This window comes from Streptomyces sp. NPDC048389 (genome assembly GCF_040706335.1).
Taxonomy (GTDB): Bacteria; Actinomycetota; Actinomycetes; order Streptomycetales; family Streptomycetaceae; genus Streptomyces.
Genome location: NZ_JBEZKP010000003.1, coordinates 104,547 through 129,100, shown reverse-complemented (window position 1 = coordinate 129,100; position 24,554 = coordinate 104,547). Strand labels below are relative to the sequence as shown.

General features: G+C 72.1%; 19 protein-coding genes and 1 pseudogene. 7 read left to right on the top strand and 13 right to left on the bottom strand.

The window, feature by feature from the left end; all coding sequences use genetic code 11:
* Positions 1-52: 52 nt before the first annotated feature.
* Entirely contained in the window at positions 53-502 is a 450-nt protein-coding gene (locus AB0903_RS03770; RefSeq protein ID WP_366698632.1) for a VOC family protein, read from the bottom strand.
* A gap of 317 nt (positions 503-819) precedes the next feature.
* On the opposite strand from AB0903_RS03770, the gene AB0903_RS03765 reads away from it, so the two are divergent.
* Positions 820-1,407 (top strand): class E sortase, encoded by a 588-nt coding sequence (locus AB0903_RS03765; protein WP_366698839.1) that lies wholly within the window; start codon positions 820-822, stop codon positions 1,405-1,407.
* On the opposite strand, the gene AB0903_RS03760 is transcribed toward AB0903_RS03765, so the two are convergent.
* Together AB0903_RS03760 and AB0903_RS03755 are read right to left on the bottom strand one after the other, a co-directional pair.
* The gene (locus tag AB0903_RS03760; protein WP_366698630.1) at positions 1,399-3,627 is read right to left on the bottom strand and encodes a catalase; all 2,229 of its coding nucleotides are present in this window, start codon (positions 3,625-3,627) and stop codon (positions 1,399-1,401) included. The two genes, AB0903_RS03765 and AB0903_RS03760, sit on opposite strands and share 9 nt — an antisense overlap.
* 174 nt (positions 3,628-3,801) lie before the next feature.
* Positions 3,802-4,530: an SDR family oxidoreductase gene (locus tag AB0903_RS03755; protein WP_366698628.1), complete on the bottom strand. Its 729-nt coding sequence runs from the start codon at positions 4,528-4,530 to the stop codon at positions 3,802-3,804.
* Positions 4,531-4,949: 419 nt separating this feature from the next.
* On the opposite strand from AB0903_RS03755, the gene AB0903_RS03750 reads away from it, so the two are divergent.
* The gene (locus tag AB0903_RS03750) at positions 4,950-5,840 is read left to right on the top strand and encodes an LLM class flavin-dependent oxidoreductase (RefSeq protein WP_366698626.1); all 891 of its coding nucleotides are present in this window, start codon (positions 4,950-4,952) and stop codon (positions 5,838-5,840) included.
* Positions 5,841-5,871: 31 nt separating this feature from the next.
* On the opposite strand, the gene AB0903_RS03745 is transcribed toward AB0903_RS03750, so the two are convergent.
* A complete protein-coding gene (locus AB0903_RS03745) occupies positions 5,872-6,504 on the bottom strand; it encodes a TetR/AcrR family transcriptional regulator (RefSeq protein WP_366698624.1) in 633 nt (210 codons plus the stop codon).
* Entirely contained in the window at positions 6,501-6,887 is a 387-nt protein-coding gene (locus AB0903_RS03740) for a VOC family protein (RefSeq protein ID WP_366698622.1), read from the bottom strand. The genes AB0903_RS03745 and AB0903_RS03740 overlap by 4 nt, the downstream gene beginning before the upstream one ends.
* A gap of 150 nt (positions 6,888-7,037) precedes the next feature.
* On the opposite strand from AB0903_RS03740, the gene AB0903_RS03735 reads away from it, so the two are divergent.
* The gene (locus tag AB0903_RS03735; protein WP_366698620.1) at positions 7,038-7,910 is read left to right on the top strand and encodes a PRC and DUF2382 domain-containing protein; all 873 of its coding nucleotides are present in this window, start codon (positions 7,038-7,040) and stop codon (positions 7,908-7,910) included.
* A gap of 116 nt (positions 7,911-8,026) precedes the next feature.
* On the opposite strand, the gene AB0903_RS03730 is transcribed toward AB0903_RS03735, so the two are convergent.
* Positions 8,027-9,661 (bottom strand): hypothetical protein, encoded by a 1,635-nt coding sequence (locus AB0903_RS03730; RefSeq protein WP_366698618.1) that lies wholly within the window; start codon positions 9,659-9,661, stop codon positions 8,027-8,029.
* Between the two features lie 362 nt (positions 9,662-10,023).
* Positions 10,024-11,169 carry a S1 family peptidase gene (locus AB0903_RS03725; protein ID WP_366698616.1) on the bottom strand — a complete coding sequence of 382 codons (1,146 nt, stop codon included), beginning with the start codon at positions 11,167-11,169 and terminating at the stop codon, positions 10,024-10,026.
* Between the two features lie 215 nt (positions 11,170-11,384).
* On the opposite strand from AB0903_RS03725, the gene AB0903_RS03720 reads away from it, so the two are divergent.
* From AB0903_RS03720 to AB0903_RS03705, 4 genes are all read left to right on the top strand, one after another.
* Positions 11,385-13,052: a serine/threonine-protein kinase gene (locus tag AB0903_RS03720; protein ID WP_366698614.1), complete on the top strand. Its 1,668-nt coding sequence runs from the start codon at positions 11,385-11,387 to the stop codon at positions 13,050-13,052.
* The gene (locus AB0903_RS03715) at positions 13,049-13,699 is read left to right on the top strand and encodes a hypothetical protein (protein ID WP_366698612.1); all 651 of its coding nucleotides are present in this window, start codon (positions 13,049-13,051) and stop codon (positions 13,697-13,699) included. The genes AB0903_RS03720 and AB0903_RS03715 overlap by 4 nt, the downstream gene beginning before the upstream one ends.
* A gap of 133 nt (positions 13,700-13,832) precedes the next feature.
* Positions 13,833-14,846: a LacI family DNA-binding transcriptional regulator gene (locus tag AB0903_RS03710; RefSeq protein WP_366698610.1), complete on the top strand. Its 1,014-nt coding sequence runs from the start codon at positions 13,833-13,835 to the stop codon at positions 14,844-14,846.
* Positions 14,847-14,966: 120 nt separating this feature from the next.
* Positions 14,967-17,018 (top strand): glycoside hydrolase family 31 protein, encoded by a 2,052-nt coding sequence (locus tag AB0903_RS03705; protein WP_366698608.1) that lies wholly within the window; start codon positions 14,967-14,969, stop codon positions 17,016-17,018.
* Between the two features lie 95 nt (positions 17,019-17,113).
* Here the strand turns inward: AB0903_RS03705 and AB0903_RS03700 are convergent, their stop codons facing one another.
* The 6 genes and pseudogenes from AB0903_RS03700 to AB0903_RS03675 form a co-directional block, all read right to left on the bottom strand.
* The gene (locus tag AB0903_RS03700) at positions 17,114-17,836 is read right to left on the bottom strand and encodes a hypothetical protein (RefSeq protein WP_366698837.1); all 723 of its coding nucleotides are present in this window, start codon (positions 17,834-17,836) and stop codon (positions 17,114-17,116) included.
* Positions 17,837-17,989: 153 nt separating this feature from the next.
* Positions 17,990-18,348: pseudogene (locus tag AB0903_RS03695) on the bottom strand (beta-galactosidase); the annotation flags it as partial.
* Between the two features lie 44 nt (positions 18,349-18,392).
* Positions 18,393-20,627, bottom strand: a complete 2,235-nt coding sequence (locus tag AB0903_RS03690) for a 1,4-beta-glucanase (RefSeq protein ID WP_366698835.1) — start codon at positions 20,625-20,627, stop codon at positions 18,393-18,395.
* Between the two features lie 145 nt (positions 20,628-20,772).
* Positions 20,773-21,702 (bottom strand): carbohydrate ABC transporter permease, encoded by a 930-nt coding sequence (locus AB0903_RS03685; protein ID WP_366698606.1) that lies wholly within the window; start codon positions 21,700-21,702, stop codon positions 20,773-20,775.
* Positions 21,699-22,757: an ABC transporter permease subunit gene (locus tag AB0903_RS03680; protein WP_366698604.1), complete on the bottom strand. Its 1,059-nt coding sequence runs from the start codon at positions 22,755-22,757 to the stop codon at positions 21,699-21,701. Before AB0903_RS03680 ends, AB0903_RS03685 begins: the two co-directional genes overlap by 4 nt.
* Before the next feature lie 35 nt (positions 22,758-22,792).
* Positions 22,793-24,460, bottom strand: a complete 1,668-nt coding sequence (locus AB0903_RS03675; RefSeq protein WP_366698602.1) for an extracellular solute-binding protein — start codon at positions 24,458-24,460, stop codon at positions 22,793-22,795.
* Between the last annotated feature and the right edge of the window lie 94 nt (positions 24,461-24,554).

Here is a 24,554-nt window from a genome sequence, read left to right as displayed (position 1 = left end):
GCGGGGCGCAGCCGGTCCGGGCAGGGGCGCGGGCAGGGCGGTGACGGCCGTGTCAGCAGGCCCAGTCCTTGTCGAGGTCGAGGTCGGCCTCCACGCGCCGCTCGGTGAAGGAGAACCAGTTGCCCGAGTCGTCGCGGAAGATGGCCTCCGTCCCGCAGGGGCGCTCCTGCGGCTCCTGGAGGAACTCCACACCGCGCGCGGTGAGCTTCTCGTAGTCGCCGTGGACGTCGTCGGTGGCGAGGACTCCCGCGCCGAGGACCCCCTTGGAAATGAGGGTCCGCATCGCCTCGGCGGACTCGGGGTCCATGGCGGGGCTGCCCGGGACCATCAGGGTCAGCTCGACCTCGGGCTGGTTCTTGGCCCCGACGGTCAGCCAGCGCATGCCTCCCTCGCCCATCGTCATGTCCGTGCGCACCTCGAGGCCGAGCTTTTCGGTGTAGAACTCCTTGGCGCGGTCCTGGTCCAGTACCCAGACGGTGGAAATGGCGAGGCCCTTGATCATTTGGTGCTCCTCGGACGGGGTTTCAGCGGTGCTGCCACGGTAGGCAGTGGCCTGATCGGCCCGCTTCTCCGGAATTGCCGTCTTCCGAATCGCTCTGTCCAGAACCGCGGTGCGCGCGTCCCCGTGCTGAGCATCGCCGTGCTTCACATCGCCGACAAGGAACATCTGGTCGCATTGTGCTGTTTTCGCCCTGAAAGAGGTCGTGGCCCGTCCGCTTCGGCCCGGCCCTTCCCCGGCTACGGAGTCCGGCTGCCCATGATCCTTTCCCGTACCGCTCCCGCCGCCCTCGCAGGCGTGGTGGCCGCGCTCGTCGTCGGCTGCGCCGCCGCTCCGCCGCCGAGCCGGGCGGCGATCCGCCCGGCTCGCCCCCTGCCGCGACCCCGGCGTCCGCCTCTGCGCGGACCGTCTCCGGCGAAGTCGGCCCCGCCGCCGCTCCGCCGTCGAGCCCCTCGCCACGGCCCGAGCCGCGCACCGAGACCGCGGCGCTGTCCATACCGGCCATCGGCCTCGACGACCTGCGTGTCGTCCCGTACGAGGGCACGACCGACGACTGGCCGGGCACCCGCGTCCGGAATCGCGGCGTGGCTGCCAGTCCGTACGGGGAGCACGGCGGTGTCGGCCCCGGTGAGGTCGGGAACTACCTGGTCACGGCGCACCGGCTGTCCGCGGGCGGCCCCCTGCGCGACCTGCCGTCGCTCGAGAAGGGCGAGTCGGTGTTCGTCAGCGCGGACGGTGAGGTCTACGAGTACGTGATCACCGAGACCCGGCAGACGTCGTTCCGTTCGGAGCGCTCGCTCGCCGAGCAGCGGGCTGCGGTGCCCGGCCGTCCCGGCGAGCGGCCCACCAAGGCGATGATCACCGTCTCCACCTGCGCGACGCCTTCCGGGCGGCCCTTCTCAGGATGAGGCGAAACGCTCCCAGACACGGTGGCCGCCCAGGAGCCGGGTGACCTCGGTGAGCGTCGCGTCACCGCTGTGGCCGGTCACCACGCCGGGCACGTCCGTGGGTACGCCGGCCGCCCTGAGGACGCTCTCGGCGCCCGCCCACCCGCCGAGGGCCTTGCCGTGGCGGTACGCCTCCGACAGCATCAGCAGCACCCGTGGGTCCACCCCGCCGTCGCCCGCCGCTGCGGCGTCACCGGCCTTCGCGTCGAGCGCGCCCGCCGCGTCGGCGGCCGGGCCGGGGGCGCCGGCGAGCAGGACGGCGTCGAACTCGATCGAGCGGGCGGTGGCGAAGGTGCGCTGCACGGTGACCGGCTCGGCACCGCCGCCCAGCTCTCCGCCGGACGGCGCGACGACGAGCGGCACCATGCCCGCGTCGAACACCGCCCGCCGCACGGACCGGACGCCGTCGAGGTCGCAGCCGGCGTCGGCGACGATGCCGATGACCCGGCCGTCCAGGGGCCAGGTCTGCCCGATCTGGGACAGCGCGGGGCTCGGTTCGACCGTGGCAAGGGGCTGCGACGGCTCGGGAGCGGGCAGGCCGAGAGCGGTCGCGACGCCGGCGCACAGCTCCGGGTCGATGTTTGCGAGGACCCGCAGTCCGCGTTCCTTGACGGCCTGCTCGTAGCACTTGCCCAGTTCGAACGAGTAGGCGGCGATGATGTGCTGCTGCTCGACGGGGGTCATGCTGAGCCAGAACCGGCGGGGCTGGCTGAAGTGGTCGGCGAACGAGTCCGGCGCCTCACGGACCTTCTTCGCCGCAGGCATCTCATGGGGCACCTCGATGTAGGCGCCCGTGTCGGCCCCGGCCTGGAAGGGGCAGCCGGCGTCGAGCGAGTTGGGCCGGTAGGGCGCCACGCCCCGGTGCACGGCGGTCTGGTGCATGCCGTCCCGCAGCATGTCGTTGACGGGTGCGTGTGTGCGGTTGACGGGGATCTGCGCGAAGTTCGGCCCGCCGAGCCGGGTGATCTGGGTGTCGAGGTAAGAGAAGAGCCGGCCGGACAGCAGGGGGTCGTCCGTGATGTCGATGCCGGGGACGAGGTGACCGGGGTGGAAGGCCACCTGCTCGGTCTCCGCGAAGTAGTTCGACGGGTTGGCGTTCAGGGTGAGCAGGCCGATCGGCTGCACGGGAGCCAGTTCCTCGGGGACGATGTTCGTCGGGTCGAGGAGGTCGATGCCCTCGAAGGTCTGCTCCGGGTTGTCGGGGAAGGTCTGGATGCCGAGCTCCCACTGCGGGTGGGCGCCGGCCTCGATCGCGTCGGCGAGGTCCCGGCGGTGGAAGTCGGGGTCCATGCCGGCCGTGATCTGGGCCTCTTCCCAGACCATGGAGTGCACACCCAGTTTCGGCTTCCAGTGGAACTTCACCAGCGTCGTGGCGCCGGCCGCGTTGACCAGCCGGAAGGTGTGGATGCCGAAACCCTCCATCATGCGGAAGGAGCGGGGAATGCCGCGGTCCGACATGTTCCAGAGCGTGTGGTGGGTGGCTTCCGTGTGCAGGGTGACGAAGTCCCAGAACGTGTCGTGGGCGCTTTGGGCCTGCGGGATCTCCCGGTCCGGGTGCGGCTTGCCGGCGTGGATGATGTCCGGGAACTTGATGGCGTCCTGGATGAAGAAGACCGGGATGTTGTTGCCGACGAGGTCGAACGTGCCCTCGCCGGTGTAGAACTTGGTCGCGAATCCGCGGGTGTCGCGCACCGTGTCGGCGGAGCCCCGGGAGCCGAGTACGGTCGAGAAGCGGACGAAGACCGGCGTCTCGGCACCCTTGGCCAGGAACGCCGCCTTGGTGACCTCGGCGGCCGTGCCGTACCCCTTGAAGACGCCGTGCGCGGCGGCGCCGCGGGCGTGGACGACCCGCTCGGGGATGCGCTCGTGGTCGAAGTGGGTGATCTTCTCGCGCAGGTGGTGGTCCTGCAGCAGGACGGGACCTCGGCTGCCGGCCTTCAGCGAGTGGTCGGTGTCCGGGAGCCGGGCGCCCTGTGCGGTGGTGAGGTAGGCGCCGCCCTGGGCCATGGCCGACTGGTCCGCGCCGGTCTCCTGGCCCGTCGGACTGACGGTCGCGGGGCCGCTCTGGTCCGGCTTGGGCGGCAGCGGCCGCCTGGGCTCCGTCGGTTCGTCGACGGGGGGCGGCTCTGGCGCGGGGCCTCCCGGGATACCGGTGTCGGGCGGGGAGTCCTTCCGGTTCATACGTCCTCCACGATGTCGGGTGCCGGACGCCGGGGGATCACCGCCGCCTCGGGCACACCCGGCCGATTCTTCTGCCGCGAGCGGCACGGGGCAGCCTGAGTACCCCCATACCGGTGGAGCAAGCGGGGTGTTTCTGATCGTGGCGTGAATCGCCGGCCCACGGCTGGCGTACGACTACAGTCCGCCCGCGACACGCAGCACGGCCCCGGTCGTGTACGACGCGTCGTCGGAGAGCAGCCAGGCGACCGCCCCGGCGATCTCCTGCGGCTGTCCGGCCCGGCCCATGGGCACGGCGGCCGCGACCTTCGCGGGCCGTTGGGGGTCCTCGTGGAACTCGGTCCAGACAGTGCCCGGCGCCACGCAGTTGACGCGGATGCCGTCGGCGGCGACCTCCTTGGACAGCCCGGTGGTCATGGCGTCGACGGCCGCCTTGGTGGCCGCGTAGTGGACGTACTGGCCGGGGCTGCCGAGGGTGGCCGCCGCGGAGGAGATGTTGACGATCGCGCCGCCGCCCGAGCGCGTCATGTCGCGGACCGCGCGGCGGGCGCAGAGCAGATAGCCCCACACGTTCACGTCGAGGGCGCGGCGCATGCCGTCGGCGTCGGCGTCGGCGAGGCGGCCGTTGGGGCCGCTGACGCCGGCGTTGTTCACCAGCCCCGTGACGGTGCCGAGTTCGGCGGCTCCGTCGAAGAGCCGGTCGACGGACGCCTCGTCGGCGGTGTCGACCTGCACCGCCAGAGACCGCCGGCCGGCCGCGCGGACGGCCTTCGCCACCTCGTGTGCGGCGCCGGTGTCGGAGCGGTAGCCGACCACCACGTCGTGGCCCTCCGCTGCGAGACGGGCGCAGACCGCGGCGCCGATGCCGCGACTGCCCCCGGTGACGATCGTGAGTGGCTGGCGCACGGCGGGCTCCGGTCGGACGAAGGCGCGGGACGGACGGGGGCACGGGACGGGACGAAGGCGCGGGACGGACGGGGCCGGGTGCGCCGGTGGACGGATGTGCGATCGCACTGTAGACCCTGGCGGCCGGTCCGCGCCCACGAGGCGCGGGCGCGGAACCTCAGGGCAGGGGCCGATACCCGGGGGCACGGGGCCGGAACCCCGGGGGCAGGGGCCGGCTTCAAAGCGGGACGCAGCAGGGACAGGGCGGTGTCGTCCGTCCGTTCGCCGGGGGCGGTACGGGCCGTGCGCCTGCCGGAGCAGTCCATGGGCCGCCGCTTCCCGTTGCGGCCGGACGGCACGGGGACATCCACCGGCCGGCGGGGCGGACACCCCGCAATAACGGGTTGCCGAAGTCGTACCGGGACGGGTAGTCGTGGCGCATGACTTCTCTCGGCGCCGTGTTCCGTCCGCAGTTGCCCCCCGAGCGGTTGCGGGAGGTGGTGCGTACGGCGGATGCCGCGGGACTGGAAGAGCTCTGGCTCTGGGAGGACTGCTTCCTGGAGAGCGGCATCGCGACGGCGGCCGCCGCCCTCGCCTGGTCGGAGCGGCTCCGGGTGGGCGTCGGCCTGCTCCCGGTGCCACTGCGGAACGTCGCGCTGACGTCGATGGAGGCCGCCACGCTGCACCGGCTCTTCCCGGAGCGGGTCGCCCTGGCGGTGGGGCACGGTGTCCAGGACTGGATGGGCCAGGTGGGCGCGCGCGTCGAGTCGCCGCTGACGCTGCTACGCGAGTACCTGGCCGCGATGCGGTCCCTGTTGAGGGGTGAACGAGTCACGGTGGACGGCCGCTACGTAAAACTCGACGACGTCGCCCTCGACTGGCCGCCCGCGAGTGCTGCCCCCGTGCTGGCGGGGGCCGTCGGACCGCGCTCGCTGCGGCTGACGGGCGAGGCGGCCGACGGCACGGTCCTGGACGCCTCGGTGGCACCCGACGGGGTGCGCCACGCCTGCCGACTCGTCGACGAGGGGCGGGCATCGGCCGGGCTCACGGGGCGTCACGAGATCGTCGTCTATCTCCACACGGCGACGGGCCGCGGCGCCGAGGACCGGCTCCGGGCCGAACTCGAGCGCTCGGGTCACGCCACCGGCGGTGAACTCGGCGTGGCGGGCGACGCGGACGCGGTGGCGAAGGCCGTACAGCGTCTGGTGGACGCGGGCGCGGACACCGTGGTACTCCAGCCGACGGCCGACGAACCCGCTCCGGAGGACTTCGTACGCTTCGTGGCCGAAGAGGTGCGTCCGCTCGTGCCGCGCACTGACGGCCGGTCCTGACCGGCCGTCGGTGCGGGTGCCTCGCATCGCGTCAATGCCGGTGCCTCGCATCGGCGGGCAGCTCGCTCACCCGCACCAGGTGGCCGAAGTCGACCGCCACGCCCTGCAACAGCAGGTCGACCAGCGGGCGGGCGGAGTCCCGGCCCGTGGGCGGGCCGCCGAAGAGCGCCCGCTGGTAGACCACCGAGGCCAGCAGGTCGACCAGGAGGTCCGGGTCGACACCGGCCCGCAGGTCGCCGCGGTCGACGGCGCGCCGCACGGCGACCGTGGCGGCGTGCCTGCTGGGCCGCACCAGCACGTCGGTCAACCGCCGGTGCAGGGCGGGGTCGTGGGCGCAGTCCGCGACCAGAGGGGCAAGGACACCCGGCGGAAGCCGTTCGAGCAGCGCCTCCGCGAGCAGGCCGACGCTCTGGGTGAGATCGCAACGGGTGCAGCCGTTGTCCGGCACGGGAGGAGTGACCAGGACGGAAGCGAGGGCGTCGATCACCAGGCTCTGCCGGTTCGGCCAGCGCCGCCGGACGGTCGGCTTCGTCGTACCGGCCCTCGCCGCGACCGCCTCCAGAGCGAACCCGCCGTACCCGTGCTCGCGCAGTACGCCGAGGGTCGCGGCGACGACGGCGGCGTCGATCGCCGGGTCGCGCGGGCGGCCGGCCGCGGCGGTCACCGCTCGGCGTCCTGCGGGTACCAGCGCAGCTCGACGGTGTTGCCGTCGGGGTCGCGGACGTATATGGACTGGGCGTCCCCCCGGGCGCCGTACCGGCCTACCGGGCCCTCCAGGACGGTGAACATGCCGGAGTCGATGACCTCCTGCCAGTCCAGCGGGTCGACGACGAGGCAGATGTGGTCCACGTTGGACTCGCCGCGGGGCCGGCCGACGAGGTCGATGATGGTGGACGCGGTGACCCGGACCGACGGGAACGGCACCTTGCCCGCCCGCCACTCCTCCACCCGGACGGGCTCGAGCCCGAGCGGTCCGCAGTAGAACTCCAGGGCGCGCTCGACGTCCTGCACATTGAGCACCAGGTGGTCGAAGTCCTTGACGCGCATGATGTCCCCCTCGATTAAAATACGATCCGACTCGGATTGTATTTCCTTCCGAGCCTCACATCAAGACCGTCACCCTCGATATCGCGTGCTGTTTGTACCTATTTTGGATGGTTACACGGGACCAAGAGACGCGGAGAAGGAGGAAGCAAAGTGATCACAAAGGCACAGATCCGAAACGTGCTCGACCACCCGGTCTACGACACCGACGGCCACAAGGTCGGCAACGCCAAACATGTCTTCCTCGACGACGCCACCGGTGAACCGGACTGGGTGAGCGTGCAGACGGGCATGTTCGGCGGCAGCGAGTCGTTCGTCCCGATCCGCGACGCGCACATGGTCGAGGACCACCTCGAAGTGCCCTACCCGAAGGAGAGGATCAAGGAGGCGCCGAACGTCGACGTGGACGCCGGCGGCCATCTTTCGGCGGAGGAGGAACAGCGCCTGTACCGGCACTACAGCATCGACTGGGACGCCGCCTGGAAGCGCGCGAACCAGCCCGGCGACAGCGGCTGGGCCGACTCGGGGGGTGCCGCAGGCACGGCGGGTACGGGCACGGCGGGTGCGGCGGGCATGGCAGAAAGGGGCCGCCAGGAGGACACGGACTCGGCGATGACACGGTCCGAGGAGACCCTGCACGTCGGCACCGAACGCCAGGAGGTCGGCCGGGCACGGCTGCGCAAGTACGTGGTGACGGAGGAACAGGAACAGACCATTCCGCTGCGCCACGACGAGGTCCGTGTGGAGCGTGAACCGATCACACAGACCAACAAGGACGCCGCCCTGTCCGGTCCGGACATCTCCGAGGCCGAGCACGAGGTCACCCTCTACGAGGAGCGGCCGGTGGTGGAGACCCGCGTCGAGCCGGTCGAGCGCGTCCGGCTGACCACGGACGAGCGCACCGAGGACGAGACCGTCAGGGGCCGGGTCCGCAAGGAGCGGATCGAGGCCGACATGCCGGACAAGGCGGCCGAGCAGGCATCCCAGGAGAAGCACGGCCGCCAGGACCCGGGCGGCGCCGCCTGAGGCGGAACCGGTCGAGCGGATACGGGTGACCGAAGTGGAGGCGCCTGGCCGGTGCATCGCAACCGGCCGGGCGCTCTACGGTTTCCGCGCGCCACCTGCGTCGGCCCGCCGGGCCGTCAGCGGGTCGGCGCGGCGGGCCGCGTGCCGGGCCGGTGCTCGTGGAGCTGCTCCAGGCGTCGCTGGAGCAACCGGAGGGCGCCGCGCTGGCGGCCGGGCACCCGGCGGCGCAACGCGACGAGGGCCGGGGCGAGTCGACGGGCACGCCCGCTGTCACCGATCTGCTCCCACTGGTGGTGGGCGCGGTCCACGGCCGCCTCCACGTCCGGGTCGTCCACGGTCTGCTGCCGCCCCAGCCGCACCTCCGCGGCGGCCATCCACAACTCGCAGCTGCGGGCCGGGTCCCGGGCGAGGCGCGCCAGGTCCGCCCGCACCTCCACCCAGTGCAGGACCTGGACCGAGCCGGGGCCGTGGGCGCGGAGAGCCTCGTTCTCGCGCGCCGAGGCCGCCGCGGCGGCCTCCGCATGGCGGCCGGCCATGGCGGCGGCGAGGATCGCCGGATGCGGATCGTCGTCCGGCGGTCCGGCGACGGGCCGCCCCGGTTCGCCGCCTGGCTCCTCCTGCGGAACGGGCCTGGGCTGAGGCTGCTCGGCGCCGGACCGCGAGGATTCGGCCCCCGGCTCCGGTGACGGGACGGGACGGGGACCCCGCGGTTCGACGCCTGGCCCCGGCGGTTCGGCTTCACACTCCTGCCCTGATTCGGCTTCGCACTCCTGCCGCAGAACGACCCCGGACTCCGCGGGCGGAACAGGCCCGGGACCCCGCGGTTCGACGCCTGGCCCCGGCGGTGGGACGGATCCGGTCTCCCCCGGTTCCGCCCCCGGCTCCGGCCGCAGAACAGGCGCGGGCTTCCGCAACTCGGTGGCGGGGTCCGCCGGTTGGACGGGCCCGGGAGTCCAAGCATCCGAACTGGCCCCCGGCTGCGGAACGGCCGGGGCCGCGTGAGCGTCCACCGGCGGCGGTACGGGCAACGGTCCCGCGGCCGACGGGACGCGGCCCGCTGCGCCGAACGGGCCGGCCCCCGTGACGCCGAACAGCAGCGCACCGTCCGGACCGTTCTCGAAGTGGGCTTGGGCAGCTGCCTGTTCATGCAGGTCGGAGAGGGGCGGTCGCGCCCCGCTGCGCCAGATCCCGGCCACGGCCTTCAGATGGACGGGAGCAGCGACCTGGCGCCGGCCGGGCGAGGGGGCGATCCGACCGTACACCCGGGTTCCGTCGCCGAGACCCGTGTGGCCGCCGATGACCTGCTGCCACGCCTCCGCGTCGGCGACGAGGTCGAGGACGACCGTGGTGGTGCCCGGCCGCCGGCTCTTGATCTCGCCGGCCAGCCAGTGCCAGGGCAGCCCCGTGTAGCGCAGTGTCGCCGCCGCCGTGCGCGCGAGGGCCATGTGCAGCAGGCGTTGCTTGCGATCCACATGCAACTGCCCGGCGAGATAGAGATGCAGCGGCCCGGGTGCGGCCGCCGCGGCGCGGATACGGGTGAGAACCGTCTGGGGATCGAGCGGGTCGGCGAGCTCGATCACCGTGGCGGAGGCGGCACCGGCCGTACCGGCGAGGATGTCCGCCGGTACGGCGGCGAGCGCGGGCAGCACCGACGCCGCGTCGATGAGACGACCCTTGCCGGCCGGGGCGGCTGCGAGGAGCAGCGCGGTCCCCGGTTCCGGATTCTTCCGTTTCTCCCCTGTGATCAGCACATCCAGCACCGTACCCGGTCCGGCGTGCCGTGCGGACGGCTGTCGCGACGCTACGAGTGGAGGCGGTACTCGAGGTGCAGGGCGCGGGGCCTGCCCGTGCGGCGGGACGGCCGGAGCGGATTGCGGCGCCTGCACCGGGTGACGGGCCCGACCGGGTTCCGGCTGCGCCCTGAACGGTCATGCCGGCCTGCGCCGGGCTTTGCCCCTGCCCGGGACGCGCCTCGCACCTCGGCGTGGTCGTCGGGTTGCGGCCGGCCGCAGGCGGGCCGGGCCACGCGGATGCGCGACCCGGCCCCGGGAGCGGCGGCCGGGCCGGTCGCACCGGGGCGCGGCCGGTCCGGCCGTAGGGGGCCGTTCCGTCGTCAGGCCGTGTGCAGGCGCAGCCCGTAGCGGCCGAGGATCTCGTTGACCGGCTGGTGCCAGGTCTGACCGCCGGTGCTGCAGTTGCCCCAGCCGCCGGAGGTGACGCCCTGTGCCTGGTCACCGCTGATGAACGAGCCGCCGGAGTCGCCGGGTTCCGCGCAGACGCTCGTCTTGGTCATCTGATGGACGGCGCCCTGGCTGTAGTTGACGGTCTCGTTCTTGGCGAGGACGTTGCCGCAGTGCCAGCGGGTCGTGGATCCCGAGCGGCAGACGGAGGCTCCTGTCGGGGCCTCGGCGGAGCCTCTGACCAGTTGGTCGGGGACGGTTCCCCAGCCGAGGACCACGGGGACGGTCCACCAGCCGCTGCCGACGCCGACCCAGGCGTAGTCGTCGCCCGGGAAGGACGAGCCCTGGAAGACTCCGATGTGCGTGCCGTCCCAGCCGCGGACGGCGGCTCCCGCCCGTCCGCAGTGCCCGGCGGTGACGAAGCCGCCGTGCACGGAGAAGCCGATGGAGCAGCGGACGTTGCCGGTGTAGTAGGGATCGCCGCCGACCGTTCCGGCGGCGAAGGGCTGCGGCGCCTGGGAGATCTCCTTCACGGTGACCGGGCCGGCGTCGCTCGCTCGGTCCAGGAATGCCTGGACATCGTTGTCGTCGCGCTCGGAGGCGACCACGTTGACCACGACCCGGTTCGCCTTCGGGTCGACGTGCCAACTGCTGACGCCGGCGGGCGCCTTCAGTGCGTCGATCTCCGCCTTGACCGAGTCGAGCCGCTTCGCGCTGTGGGAGACCAGGCGGACGTCGGCGCCTGCGGCCCGTACGGTTCCGGCCTCTCCTGAGTCGGTGACGGCCACGGTCAGTTTGCCGGTAGCGGCGTCGAACCAGGAGCCGCCGAAGGCTTTTCCGGCGGCGCGCTGCGCCTTCCCTTCGACCGCGGCGGCCTTCTTCTCCGCCGCCAGGCGGGCCTTCGCCGCGGACGCGTCGAGACCGAGGTCGCGCTGCATGGCTTCGAGGAGGCCGGTGGAGAGCTGCGGGTTCCGGGTGGGGGCGGCTGACGCGGCGGCGGGGCCGGCTCCGACCGCGGCCCAGGAGCCCAGGAGGAGGAGTGCGGACAGGCCCGTGCGGATGACTGTCGTGCGTCTCAAGGCATTGACCTCTCGGTTGTTCCAGCGATGTGGGGGATGGAACAGGGCAGCGACTGAGAGCGCTCTCAGATCCGCCCGGGTGGAGCGTAGCCGAAGCCGCCAGGTCAGGTCCATGCCAAGTACAGCGGCGCACCGGAGTTGTCCTGATCCCTCCGGGAACCGGCCGTGCAGCAAATGTGTCTGTGCCGTTGACAGCACCAGGCGGGGGGAAAGCCATGAACACCTGGTCGGTACCCGGGTACACGGAATCCCGGGAACTCGGTTCCGGAGGATGCGGGCGGGTCGTACTCGCCGTCCACGACGCCACCGGCGTGCCGGTGGCGGTGAAGTATCTGAGCGAGCGGCTGCGCGCGGACACCGGGTTCGTACGGGAGTTCCGGGCGGAGGCACAGCTGCTGGGCGGGCTGGACTCCCCGTACGTGGTGCGGCTCTACGAGTACGTCGAAGCTCCGCAGGGCGCCGCCATCGTGATGGAGCTCGTCGACGGGGTCGCGTTGCGGGCCCTGCTGCTGCGGGAGGGCGCGACCGCTCCGGAGGCGGCACTGGTGGTGCTGAAAGGCTCCCTGCTGGGGCTGGCCGCCGCGCACGGCGCAGGCGTGGTGCACCGGGACTACAAGCCGGAGAACGTACTGGTGGCGGCGGACGGCTCGTCCAAGCTCGTCGATTTCGGCATCGCCGCGGGCCGCGGCACCACGCCGGGCGTCGCCGGCACGCCCGCCTACATGGCCCCCGAGCAGTGGCACGGCGAGCCCGCCACGCCGGCGGCCGACGTGTACGCGGCCACCGCGACGTTCTACGAATGCCTGACGGGGCGCAAGCCGTTCCGCGGCGAGAACGTCGCCGAGTTGGCGCTCCAGCACATCGGCGCGCCCGTCCCCGAGGACGACACGCCCGAGCCGGTACGGCCACTGATCCGGCGCGGACTCGCCAAGTCTCCCGAGCGGCGGCCCGCGAACGCCGCGGCGTTCGTCGCCGAGCTGGAGGAGATCGCGGGAGCGGCGTACGGGCCCGACTGGGAGGAGCGCGGGCAGCGGAAACTGGCGGCGCTGGCCGCGCTGCTGCCGCTGCTGTTCCCCTCTGGCGGCGGCCCGGTCACCGCGGCGCCCGACACCGCCACGACCACGATCGGCGCGGGCGATGGCGCGGGCATCGGCACGGGCGCCCACCCCGCCGGATGGCTGCCGCCGGCCCTGCGCAAGGCCCTCGCGGGGGCGGCAGCGCTGGCCGTCGCCGCCGCCGTCGCCGTCAGCGCCCAGGGGAGCGAGGCAGATACACCGGAGGCGACCGCCCATGCCGTCGCCACCACCAGCGCGCTCCCGACCGGTGACGGCGCGCCGTCGCCGGAGGGGGGCGGGGCCACCGGCACAACGGAACCGTCCGCTTCACCGGCCGCCACCCCTCCCCCGCCTTCCCCGACCCCGAGCACCGGGACGGCCCCGGAGCACCCCTCCGCACCCCCGTCGCCCCCGACCACCACGCCGCCGTCCACGCCGCCGTCCGCGCCACCGGCGGAGCCGTCGGCGACTCCGGGCAGCGCGCCGCCGGCAGTCGTTCCGGCGCGGGTCGAGTCCGTCGACGTCACCGGCTTCCGGCAGACCGGTCCGGCCACGGCCGCCGCGACCGTCGAGGTCGTGACGGACGGAACGGGCCCGGTGACGATCGTCGTCTCGTGGTCCACCAGCAACGCGAAGGGCGAACCGGGGGCCACCGAGAGCGCCGGGTCGTACGAACGGAGCGGCGCCACCCGCTACACCCTGGCCGTTGACCACGCCTTCCAGGGCACGGGCTGCTACTGGGCCGTGCGGGCGAGCACCGATCCGGCCGCCGCGAACGGCGGTTCGACGCAGCAGCTGCTGACCAGAAGGGGGTGTCCGGTCCTGTGAACCACCCACCCGCGGCCTCCGGCGGCGCTCACGGCTACGACGATGACGACTACAGCGCGACCGAGCTGGCGAGTCACTGGTTCGAGCGGCCCGACCCCCAGGCCGTTCCCGACCGGGTCGAGGGCGATGTGCTGCGCTTCGGCCCCGGTGTGACCGCGTTCGTCCGGCAGCACGGCGGCGGCACCACGGCCACCGCCGTCTGGCACGGCACGCTCGCCGGACAGCAGGCCGCGGCGCCCCCGCCGCGCGGACGGCGCCGCGGACTGCGGCGGTACGCGCTGGCCGCCCTCGTACTGGCGCTGGTGCTGGGATTTTTCGCCTGGCAGCGGTTCGGTCCGCGGATGGCCGTGCGGGACGTGGCCGTGACGGCTCCGCAGGAGGGGCCGGGCTGCGACGGGACCGCCGACGTCGTGGGCGTGGTGCGCACCGACGGGCGGCCCGGCACCCTGAGCTACCGGTGGGTGCGCAGCGACGGCACCCGGTCGGGTGTGCTGCGCCGGGAGGTGGCCCGTGGCCAGCGGGAGACGCGGCTGCGTCTGCTGTGGACGTTCCGCGGCCGGGGCGAGTACCGGGCCGACGCGGAGCTGCGGCTGATCTCGCCGTCCCGGCACACGGGGACCACGTCGTTCCTCTACCGCTGCCCGTGAGCCCCACACGTACCCATTGAAGCGCTTCGACAGTCCTCTGGACATCGCGCAAGGCAGGGAATTACGCTCTGCACCAGTTGCTCGTCACCGACACGCCCGGCTCAGTCGAAGCGCTTCAGCACTGGAGATGTCCATGGTCACCCTTGCCGACGTGGCGCAGCACGCCGGAGTCTCGGCCAGCACGGTGAGCTACGTCCTCAGCGGCAAGCGGACCATCTCCGCGCTCACCCGCGAGCGGGTCGAGCGGAGTATCGCGGAACTGGGCTACCACCCCAACGCCGGGGCGCGTGCGCTGGCGAGCAGCAGGTCCAACATCATCGCCCTGATGATGCCGCTGCGCATGGACATGTATGTGCCCGTGATGACGGAGATCGCCATCGCGATCGCCACGCACGCGCGCACGTACGGGTACGACGTCCTGATGCTCACCGGCGAGGAGGGGCCGGAGGCGGTCCACCGGGTGGCGGGCAGCGGTCTCGCCGATGCCATGATCCTTATGGACGTCGAACTCGAGGATGCCCGGCTGCCGTTGCTGCGCCAGAGCGGACGGCCCGCGGTGCTGATCGGTCTGCCGGCCGTCACCACTGGTCTGACCTGCGTGGATCTCGACTTCGCCGAGGCCGGTGCGCTGTGTGCGGAGCACCTGGCGGGCCTCGGACACCGCGAGATCGCCGTGATCGGTGAGGCACCGGCCGTGTACGAGCGGCGGACCGGCTTCGCGGAACGGACCATCGACGGGCTCCGGGCCCGTGCACGCCTGCTGGGGCTGCGTGTGCTGCACCGTCCCTCCGAGGGCAGTTACGCGGCGATGGCCGGCACGCTCGCCCAGATCTTCACCGAACGCCCCGAGGTCACGGGCTTCGTCGTCCAGAACGAGACAGCCGTGGAGCCGCTGCTCGGGCTGCTGCGCCAGAACCGGCGGGCCGTACCGGAGGACATCTCGGTGGTCGCCGTCTGCCCGGAGCAGGTGGCCGTCCAGGGCTCGGTGCGACTCACCTCGGTGGCCGTTCCCGCCCGGGAGATGGCACGGCACGCCGTCGACCGTGTGATGTCCAAGATCGAGGGCCGGGCGGGGGACGAGGTGGTCCTCCTCGCGCCCGAACTCACGGTCCGGGCCAGCAGCGGGCCCGCTCCCCTCTCCGACTGAACGCACCCTCTCCGACTGAACGCCTCTTCTCCGACCGAGCATCCGTCTCCGGCTGAAACGCGCCCCGCGGCCGAACGCCCCGGCCCCGCGTCCCTCGCCCCCGCCCCGCATACCGTCCGTATGCCTTCACTCCCAGGAGCCCCCTCCGTGGACCAGTCAGCAAGTCTTGCCCAGTCCTCCCCCACCGCCGGCACCTTCCGCGAGGACGCGGGCGCCCTCGAGTGGAGCGGACGCCAGGAGACCGTGCGCATCGAACCGTGGGGGCCCGACGCCGTCCGGGTCCGTGCCAGGATCGGCGGTCCACTGCTGGACGGGCTGCCCGGCGCGCTGCTCGGCGCCCCGCCTCCCGCCCCGGCCACCGTCGAGACCGAGGGCGGGCGCGGGCGTGTCGTCAACGGCGCGCTGACCGCGGAGATCGACACCGAGGGCATGGTGCGGTTCACGGCCACCGGCGACGGGCGCGAACTGCTCGCGGAGGAGCGTGCCCACTTCTGGTGGCCCGGTCCCCGCCTCTACACCCCGGGCGGCAACGGCTACCACCGCCTGGAGCAGCGCTTCGCCGCCTACGAGGACGAGAAGCTGTACGGCCTCGGACAGCACCAGCACGGCCTGTTCGACCAGAAGGGCGCCGTCGTCGACCTGGTCCAGCGCAACGCCGAGGTCAGCATTCCGGTGCTCACCTCCAGCCGCGGCTACACCCTGCTGTGGAACAACCCGGCCATCGGCCGCGTCGAGCTCGCGCAGACGGGTACCCGCTGGGTCGCGGACAGCGCCCGGCAGATCGACTACTGGATCACCGCCGGCGCCCCTGCCCCGGCCCAGCGGCGGTACTCGGCCGTGACCGGGCGCACTCCGATGCTGCCGGAGTGGGCGGCCGGTTTCTGGCAGTGCAAGCTGCGCTATCGCACCCAGGAGGAACTGCTGTCCGTGGCTCGCGAGTACAAGCGGCGCGGGCTGCCGATCGACGCGATCGTCTGCGACTTCTTCCACTGGACGCATCTGGGCGAGTGGAAGTTCGACCCCGCAGAGTGGCCCGACCCGGCGGCCATGACCCGCGAGCTGGAGGAACTCGGCATCAGGTTGGTGGTTTCGGTGTGGCCGTCGGTGTCGCCGCTGAGCGAGAACCACGGGCCGATGGAGCAACGGGGGCACTTCATCGGGACGGAGTACGGCCCGACGGCACACGCCGACTGGCCCGACAAGGAGGTCGCGGAGCCGGTGCAGGTCGCCTTCTACGACGCGACGAACCCGGCGGCGCGTGACTTCCTCTGGTCGCGGGTGCGGGAGAACTACCTCGAGCCGTACGGCATCCGCTCGTTCTGGCTGGACGCCTGCGAACCGGAGCTGAAGCCCGGCTTCTCCGCGAACCTGCGCTACCACGCCGGACCGGGCCTGGAGGTCGGGAACCTCTATCCGCGCGAGAACGCCCGCACCTTCTACGAGGGGATGCTGGCCGCCGGTGAGGAGGAGGTCATCACCCTCAACCGGTCCGCGTGGGCGGGCAGTCAGCGCTACGGGGCGGCCCTGTGGTCCGGTGACATCGGGACGGACTTCGCCACGCTGCGGCGCCAGATCGCGGCCGGTCTGAACACCGCGCTCTCCGGCATTCCGTGGTGGAACACCGACATCGGCGGTTTCCACGGCGGCGACCCGGACGACGAGGCATACCGCGAGGTCATGGTCCGCTGGTTCCAGTTCGGCGCGCTGTCCCCGCTGATGCGGCTGCACGGCTTCCGCGATCCCGGTATGCCGCTCGGTCCTTCGATGACGGGCGGCCCCAACGAGGTCTGGTCGTACGGCGAACGGGCCGAAGAGATCCTGGCCTGGTACCTGGGGCTGCGTGAGCGGCTGAAGCCCTATGTGCTGGAGCAGATGCGGGCGGCCCACGAGGAGGGCCTGCCGCCGATGCGGCCGCTGTTCCTGGAGTTCCCGGACGACGAGAGGGCCTGGGAGGTTTCCGACGCCTATCTGTTCGGACCGGATCTGCTGGTCGCGCCGGTGCTGGAGGCGGGCGCGACGAGCCGTACGGCGTATCTGCCGGCCGGGGCCCGGTGGACGGACGCCTGGACGGGCGAGGAGTACGAGGGCGGGCGCACGGTGACGGTGGACGCGCCGCTCGAGCGGATCCCGCTGTTCCTCAGGAACGGGGCCGTGCTGCCGATCGCTGCGTGACACGGGACCGCGGTGCGGCCGGCGGTGAGCCGGCCGCACCGCGGCGCTCTGCCGTGATGCCTGTGCCGCAGGTGTTGCCTGTGCCGCCTACGACGTCAGCTCGTCCGTACGCCGAAGTCGTGGGTCACGAAGTCCAGTCCGCTCGGCGACGAGGTGATCTCGTAGCCGAACTGGACGTCGCCGACGGTCACGTCACCGATCCATCCCTTCGTGTTCTTCAGCCAGTTGAGCACGGCCTTGAGGTCGACCGTGCCGGAGGTGGAGTCGCCCGTGCGCAGGAACGAGTAGACGGCGTTGTGGCCGTTGTCGCCCCGATAGACGTCCCAGGTGTGACCGCCGAGGCTCACCCGACCCTGGGCGCTGCCCAGCGGCCCGACGGGGCCGTGGTGATTGACCCAGAGCATGATCTCGTGGTCGTAGTTGCTGTCCCAGATGTCGTACGCGGTGTTGTACGCGCCGGCGGCGGGGACCGAGACGTTGTAGTGGCTGGTGAGCGTGGAGATGGCGCCGATCTTCTTGTTCACGACCTTCTTGGCGTTGGGATACGACTTGATCCCGCCGGTGCCGGGGTGGTCGGCCCATACGCCCCAGTTGGTGGCCGAGTTGGCCCAGATGGTCTGGTGACCGGCTCCGGAGCCCCAGATGTTGTTGTAGAGGGTGTAGCCGCCGCTGTTCCAGCTCCCCCAGCGGTCGGAGGAGTGCCAGACGGCCGCGTGCGCCGGGGCGGACGCGAGGCCGATGACGGCGAGCAGTGCGAGGAGCGGGGCGAGCGCCGCGCGCCGAAGTGCGCGGCGTGCGCCCTGTGTCGGGTGTGCCATGGAGTCCCTTCCATGGGTGGGGGGGATCACGTCCTCCTGGGAAAGGAGAGGACGTGCTTCTCGTCGGCGACGAGAGTCATGGGGAAGCGGTCGGTACCGGCGACCACTTCGGCGGTCCGGTCTGCCGGTGACCGCAGTACGGCGGTGACGGAGCCCGGTCCAGAAGGGCATGAAGTCGGCGGTCACCGGCCGGAGCGGGGTACGCGCCGCGACGGCGTCCCGCTCGGCGACGTGGCATTCGAGGAGCGGGTCGGAGGTGAACCGCCGGAAGTCCAGCGTGCCTCCCGGGCTGCGCAGGTACTGGGTCTTGCGGGGCGGGACGATGTCCTCCCAGCCGTCGTAGCGCCGGCTCCAGAAGGTGGTGCCCCATGCCTCGTTGAGGGCACGGAGTTGACCCCGGCCTGCTTCATCAGCCGTACGTCCTCGAGCCGGGCTTCTTCCGGCCACTGCTCGAGGTTGCAGTCCCCGCCGAAGAGCACACGGCGGCCGGTGGCGTCGTTCAGGGAGGGCATGGCAGGACTCGCTTCGTCACGGGAGGGGGCGGGGGCGGGGACTGTCAGACGGGGTCGGCGTACTGGATGCCGCGGCCGTTGGTCCCCAGGTAGACGCGGCCGTGGATGCGCGGGTCGCCGGTGATGGTCTCCCCGATCCACCCCCACTGGTGGGCGTCGTCGTTGATCCGGGTCCACGAGGCCCCCTCGTCGTCGGACCGGAGCACGGCGGTGATCTGCTCGACCGCGCCGACCTGGAAGATCGCCGGGTAGCGGGCGCCGGCGGCGGCCCTGCCGAAGCCGAGGGTGTAGGAGGCCCGGCAGCCGGCGACCCCGGTGAAGGCCCGGCCGCCGTCGGTGGAGCGGAAGAGCCCGTTCTCCTTGGCCGAGAGCCACAGGTGGCCGCAGCGGCCGGGCGCCGCGGCGATCTTGAACTGGCTGTCGCCCGAGGCCAGTCCGCCCGCGCCGGCGGCGAAGGTGCGACTGCCGTCGGCCGAGCGGTGGACCGTGCCGGCCGCGGTGTCGTACGCGTAGAAGCAGCGGGGGTCCACGGGGTCGGCGACCGGGGTGGCGCCCTTGGGGAAGGTGGGCACCTCGGCCCAGGTGTCCCCGTTGTCGGTGGAGCGGTGGGTGGCGTGCGTGGAGCCGTCCCAGTGGACGAAGGACCACAGGAGGACACGGCCGTCGGCGCTCACCGCGATCGGCCCCGGGGCGGTGGCCGCGACATCCGGCTGGCTGCCGAAGGGCCGCCAGGTCCGGCCGCCGTCGCGGGAGTACGCGCCGTTGCCGCCGGAGGCCCAGCCGGTCCGCACCACGTACGAGGGTTTCCGGGCGGCCGCCGCGAGGCCGGTCGCGGTACCGAAGACGGGGTTGTCGGCCATGCCGCGCGAGGGCGAGGCGGTGAGCGAGTCGTGGTACATGACGCCGATGTCGGCGAGACCGCTGATCAGATGGGCCCTGCCGCCGCGCGGTGAGATCAGCTGCCGTACGGAGCTCTCCTCCAGGCCCCGGATCTCCGGTGCCCAGTTGACCAGGTCACGAGTCCCGTAGAGGGTGGCACCGGTGCCGTAGACGATGTGGCGCGAGTCGAACGGGTCGACGGCGACGGTCTGGATCCACCAGCCGAACTTGGGCTGCTGTCCGCCCCAGCGGAGGTAGGGCGTCTCGGAGACGTCCAGGACGGCGGTCTCCTTCAGGGAGGTCCAGCTGCGTCCTGCGTCGGTGGAGCGGAACACCGTGTCGATCTGCGCCCAGCGGTTGTTGGTCGTCACCACCACGGTGCCCGGGCGGCCTGCGCCGACGGCCACACCGCCGTAGGCGAAGGTGTCGCGCGACCCGTCGGCCGCGGTGCCGCCGGGGCGGACGGGGGTGACGTCGGTCCAGGCGCCGGTGACGGTGTCCAGCCGGTGCACACCGCCGTCGCTCTGCCCGTTGGGGCCGGGCGCGTCCGCGAAGGTGACGTAGAGCGTGTGGCCCGCCTCGTCGTACGCCGCGCGGATCGGGACCCGGGCCGCCGCCCCGCCCGGCAGGCCGGGGACGGCCTCCCAGGTGACGCCGTCGCGGCTGCGGCGCAGGGTCGGACCACCGTCTGCCCAGGCCGCGTACAGCACCCGCCCGGCGGCGACGAGGAACGTGACGCCCTGCCCGGTCGGGGACGGCTCCGCGGGGAAGTCGGCCCGTGCCCAGGTCTCGCCGCGGTCGGTGGAGCGCCACAGACCGTCGTGGCGGCTGCCGAGCCACAGCGTGTCGCCGTCACGCGGGTCGACGATCAGGCGCTCGCCGGCACCGCGGCCGTCCTCGTTGGCGCCGAGTTTGATCGGCAGGTCGGTGCGCGACCAGGTGGCTCCCCGGTCGTCGGAGCGCAGTACGGCGCCGTTGCCCGCCCAGCTCTGGGTGTAGGTACCGACGGCGAGGTACAGCCGGTCGGGGTGGTGCGGGTCGACGGCCATGGCCTCGACGCCGAGCAGGTTGTGGTCGTCCCAGCCGAGGCTGTCGTTGAGCGGTGTCCAGGACTCCTTGCGCGTGTCCCATCGGTAGGCTCCGCCGATGTCGGTGCGGGCGTAGGCGAGGCCCTTGACGCGGGGGTGGAAGAGCACACCGGTCACGAAGCCGGTGCCGCCGATGACGGCGTTGCGCCAGCGGTGTGCCTGGACGCCCCGGTCCGTGGGGGCAGGGCGCGGCGCCGTTCCGGTCGGGCGGTCGGCGGCCGCGGCGGTGCCGTGCAGGACGGGCACGGCGGCGAGTGAGGCGGCGGCGCCGGCGGCGAGGACGGCGCGCCTGCCGGGGCGGCTCGGTGGCAGGGACATGGCTGATACCTCTATCCGTGAGCGGCGAGTGGGGGATGTGGTGGTGGCCGCCGTGTCCGGCCGTCGTCAGGTACGGGCGGACACGGCGGCGGCTTGTGGGTGGGCCGGGGACGCAGGGGCGCGGGCCGGCGGGCAGGTGTCAGCCCTTGACCGCGCCGGTGAGCATGCCCTTCTTGAAGTGCCGCTGGACGAACGGCGACAGCACGGCGACCGGCAGCAGGGCGAGCACCATGACGGCCATCTGGATGGACAGGGGCGAGAGCCGGCCGGTGTTGATGGCCTGAGCGAGTCCCGTGGGCCGTTCCTGTCTGAGGACCAGCTGCATCATCACGTTCTGCAGCGGCATCATGTCCTGGTCGCTCAGATAGATGGAGGCGTTGAACCAGGCGCTCCAGTAGCCGACCGCGTAGAACAGGGAGATGACGGCCAGCACCGCGCGCGACAGCGGCATGACGATCTGCCACAGGATCCTGGCGTCCCCCGCGCCGTCGATCCGCGCGCTGTCGATGAGTTCGGGCGCCACACTCATGAAGAAGGCGCGCAGGACGAGGATGTTGAAGACGTTCACCGCGCTGGGGAGGATCAGCGCGAGATACGTGTCCGTCAGTCCCAGGCCCTGCACCAGCAGGTAGGTGGGGATGAGGCCGGCGCCGAAGAACATCGTGGCGAGCAGGACCATCAGCAGCGGACGGTGCAGCACAGAACCGCTGCGGGAGAGCCCGTAGGCGCACAGGACCGACACCGTCATGCTGAAGAGCGTGCCGACGAGCGTGACGCCGAGGCTGACCATCGCCGCCCTGGTGACCTGACCGCCGCCGAGCAGCTCCTGGTAGGCGACGAAGGTGACGCCGCGGGGCACGACGACCAGGCCGCCCGCCTCCGTGATGGTCTTCACCGACGACACGCTCGTCACGACCACGATCCAGAGCGGGAAAAGGACGGCGGCGCAGGCCAGTGCCAGGACCAGGCCCTTCGCCGCGAGCCCCGCCGGGCGCGGCCGCTCCTCCCAGGGCGGCCGCAGCCGGCCGCGGGTCCCCTCACGCCGCTTGGTGCCGAGAGCCGGACTCATCGCTTGTACACCCCCTGTTCGCCCATCATGTGAGCGACCTTGTTGGCCGCCAGCACCAGGCAGAGGCCGAAGATTCCCTTGACGATGCCGACGGCGGCCGCGTAGCTGAAGTCACCGAACTGGATGCCGACGTTCCAGACGTAGGTGTCCAGGACCTCCGCTGCGGTGGGGCCGACGGCGGTGCGCTGGAGAAGGATCTGCTCGAAGCCGACGGTCAGGGCGTTGCCGACCTGGAGGACGAGCAGCAGGGCCACCACCGGGCGCAGCGCCGGCAGCGTCACGTGCCACATGCGCCGCCATCGGCCGGCGCCGTCCATGGCGGCGGCCTCGTACAGGTCGGGGCTGACGGCGGACAGTGCGGCGAGGAAGACGATGACGCCCCAGCCAGCGTCCTTCCAGACCATTTCGAAGGTGACGAGGAACTTGAACAGTCCCGGGTTCGTCATCAGGTCGATGCCCTCGTGGCCGTGTTCGCGCAGGGTCTGGGCGAGCATGCCGGCGCCGCCGAACATCTGCTGGAAGACGGTGACGACCAGGACCCAGGAGAAGAAGTGCGGCAGGTACAGGATCGCCTGCGCGACGGCGCGCACCCGTGGCCGGACGAAACTGTTGATGAGCAGCGCCAGCAGGATCGGCACGGGGAAGAACAGGCTGAGCTGCACAAGGAAGATCGCCAGGGTGTTGCCGAGCGCCTGCCAGAACAGCCGGTCCTCCACCATGCGCGTGAAGTGCTCCACCCCCACCCAGGGGCTGCGGGCCATGGCCTGCCACGCGTTGTCGCCGACGTAGGGGTCGTAGTCCTGGAAGGCGACGACATTGCCGAGCAGCGGTATGTAGTTGAAGACCAGTACCAGCATGACGGCCGGCAGTGTCATGAGGATCAGCGTGCGGTCGCGCCGCAGCCTGATCCGCCAGGTGATCCCGCCCGCGACGGCGGCGCGGGCGGCCGACGGGGCCCCGGGCGGCCCCGCGGGCGCTTCCTCGCCGTCCCCCGGCGGCGCCTGGGTGCTGCCGTCGGCGGTACCGGCGCGGCCCGCCACCTTGCTCTGCGACACGTTCTCTCCTCGTTCGCCGTCCGCCGGAGGGCCGCTCAGGACGCCTGGCCGCCGGACTCGTCGAGCAGCTTCCGGTACCAGTCGCGCAGCTGGTCGCCGCCGCGTGCACGCCAGTCGGAGACGGCCTGCTGCATGTCGGCGACCTTCTTGCGGCCGCGGACGATGTCCTTCTCGAGGTCCTCGAACTGGCTGCTGAGCTCGACCCAGCGGTTCGGCTCCTGGACCTGCATGCCGTAGAAGAGGGGCTTGGTGACGAAGGCGCCCATGCGCTGCTGCCAGCGGACCATGCCCTCTGCGACGTCCGGGTGGTTGGGGTAGGCGAAGAACTGCTGAGGGCTCGCGATGTACTCGTAGGTGGCGAAGACCTGGTTGTTGCCGGTCTCCGTCTTGGTGATCTCGTCGCCCTCGACGGTGTGGTGGACGCCTTCGACGCCGTACGCCTTCAGGCGCTGCTCCTTGGTGCCGTAGGGGGCGGCGGTGAAGTTGGCGATGGCGAGGATGTCGCGGACGGTCTTCTCGTCGGCGTCCTTGTTGATGAACGCCCAGATGTTGGCCGGCGAGCCGGCGTAGAGGCGGGGCTTGCCTCCGTCGTGGTGGAAGCAGTCCATGGCGGCCATGGAGAAGTCAGGGTTGTCGCCGCGCTGCACGACGGTCTTGCCGTACCAGTCGGAGATGTCCGCGTTGTACATCCACACCTTGCCGGAGGCGAAGAGGTTGCCGATGTCGCCGGTCTCGGCCTTGGCGTCGGGGTGGACGAGGCCCGCGGAGTACAGGGAGCGGGACCACTCGAGGGCTTCGAGGTACTCGTCGGTCTCGATGCGGTGCACCAGCTTGTCGCCGACGAGTTTCCAGCAGGTGGGCTTCTCGTCGAGCACGCCGAAGAACTTGTAGGCGGCCCACGTCATGTCACCGCAGCCCCAGACCTTGTTCCTGGCCGAGGTGACCTCTTTGGCCAGGTCGAAGAACTCCTGGGTGGTGGTGGGCGCCTCGTACCCCTTCTCCTTGAAGAGGTCGGCCCGGTAGAACGGCGCGATGTTGGGGATGTCGCTGGCCGGCATGGGCAGGCCGCGCAGCTTGCCTCCGAAGACCGCCCGCTGCCAGGCTCCGGTGGGGATCGCCGCCAGGTTGGGGTACTCCTTGACCTTGTCGCCCGAGAGGTAGGGGCCGAGGTCGGCGAACTTGTTGTTGATGGCGCTCGGTATCTTGCCGCCGAGTTCCCAGCCGGGGACGACGACGGCGTCCGGTACGGAGCTGGAGGCGAGGACGGCGCCGAGCTTCTGCCCGTACGTGTTGCCGTCCTGGTTCTGCCAGTCGACCTTGACACCGATGGCCTCGTCCATCGCGGTCCAGTACGGGTTGCCCGACTTCGGCGGTGTGCCCCACAGAGGGGCCATGACCCTGACCGTGCTGCCCTTGCCGAGCTTCGTCGGGACCGAGACCGCGAGCTGCGAGGCCGGCAGGGCGGTCGTGAAGCCCACCGCCGAGCCGTTCTTGCTCGGCACGTCGGGCTCCACGACGTCCGAGCCGACGAAGGTCGGCAGGATGTCCTGGAGCTTCTTGCCGGTGGTGGCTCCCTCGGCGCGTTCGGCGCCGGAGGAGCCGCTGCAGGCGCCGAGCAGCGGTACGCCGCCGGCGACGGCTGCCGCGGCGACCGCGGTGGAGGCGAGGAACGATCTCCGGCTGGGGCTCTGGGCGTTGGGCATGGCGTCAACCCTTTCCTCACGCGGGCAGCCGGCGCATGAGTGATCGGCTTCGCGTAGGTGTGTCGGCGGATGTGTGGCAGCGGGTCGAAAGAAG

Excerpts from the sequence above, each read along its gene's own strand:
- AB0903_RS03770 (WP_366698632.1), bottom strand. The coding sequence starts at position 502 with ATGATCAAGGGCCTCGCCATTTCCACCGTCTGGGTACTGGACCAGGAC.
- AB0903_RS03760 (WP_366698630.1), bottom strand. The coding sequence starts at position 3,627 with ATGAACCGGAAGGACTCCCCGCCCGACACCGGTATCCCGGGAGGCCCC.
- AB0903_RS03750 (WP_366698626.1), top strand. The coding sequence starts at position 4,950 with ATGACTTCTCTCGGCGCCGTGTTCCGTCCGCAGTTGCCCCCCGAGCGG.
- AB0903_RS03740 (WP_366698622.1), bottom strand. The coding sequence starts at position 6,887 with ATGCGCGTCAAGGACTTCGACCACCTGGTGCTCAATGTGCAGGACGTC.
- AB0903_RS03720 (WP_366698614.1), top strand. The coding sequence starts at position 11,385 with ATGAACACCTGGTCGGTACCCGGGTACACGGAATCCCGGGAACTCGGT.
- AB0903_RS03710 (WP_366698610.1), top strand. The coding sequence starts at position 13,833 with ATGGTCACCCTTGCCGACGTGGCGCAGCACGCCGGAGTCTCGGCCAGC.
- AB0903_RS03705 (WP_366698608.1), top strand. The coding sequence starts at position 14,967 with ATGCCTTCACTCCCAGGAGCCCCCTCCGTGGACCAGTCAGCAAGTCTT.
- AB0903_RS03700 (WP_366698837.1), bottom strand. The coding sequence starts at position 17,836 with ATGGCACACCCGACACAGGGCGCACGCCGCGCACTTCGGCGCGCGGCG.
- AB0903_RS03685 (WP_366698606.1), bottom strand. The coding sequence starts at position 21,702 with ATGAGTCCGGCTCTCGGCACCAAGCGGCGTGAGGGGACCCGCGGCCGG.
- AB0903_RS03675 (WP_366698602.1), bottom strand. The coding sequence starts at position 24,460 with ATGCCCAACGCCCAGAGCCCCAGCCGGAGATCGTTCCTCGCCTCCACC.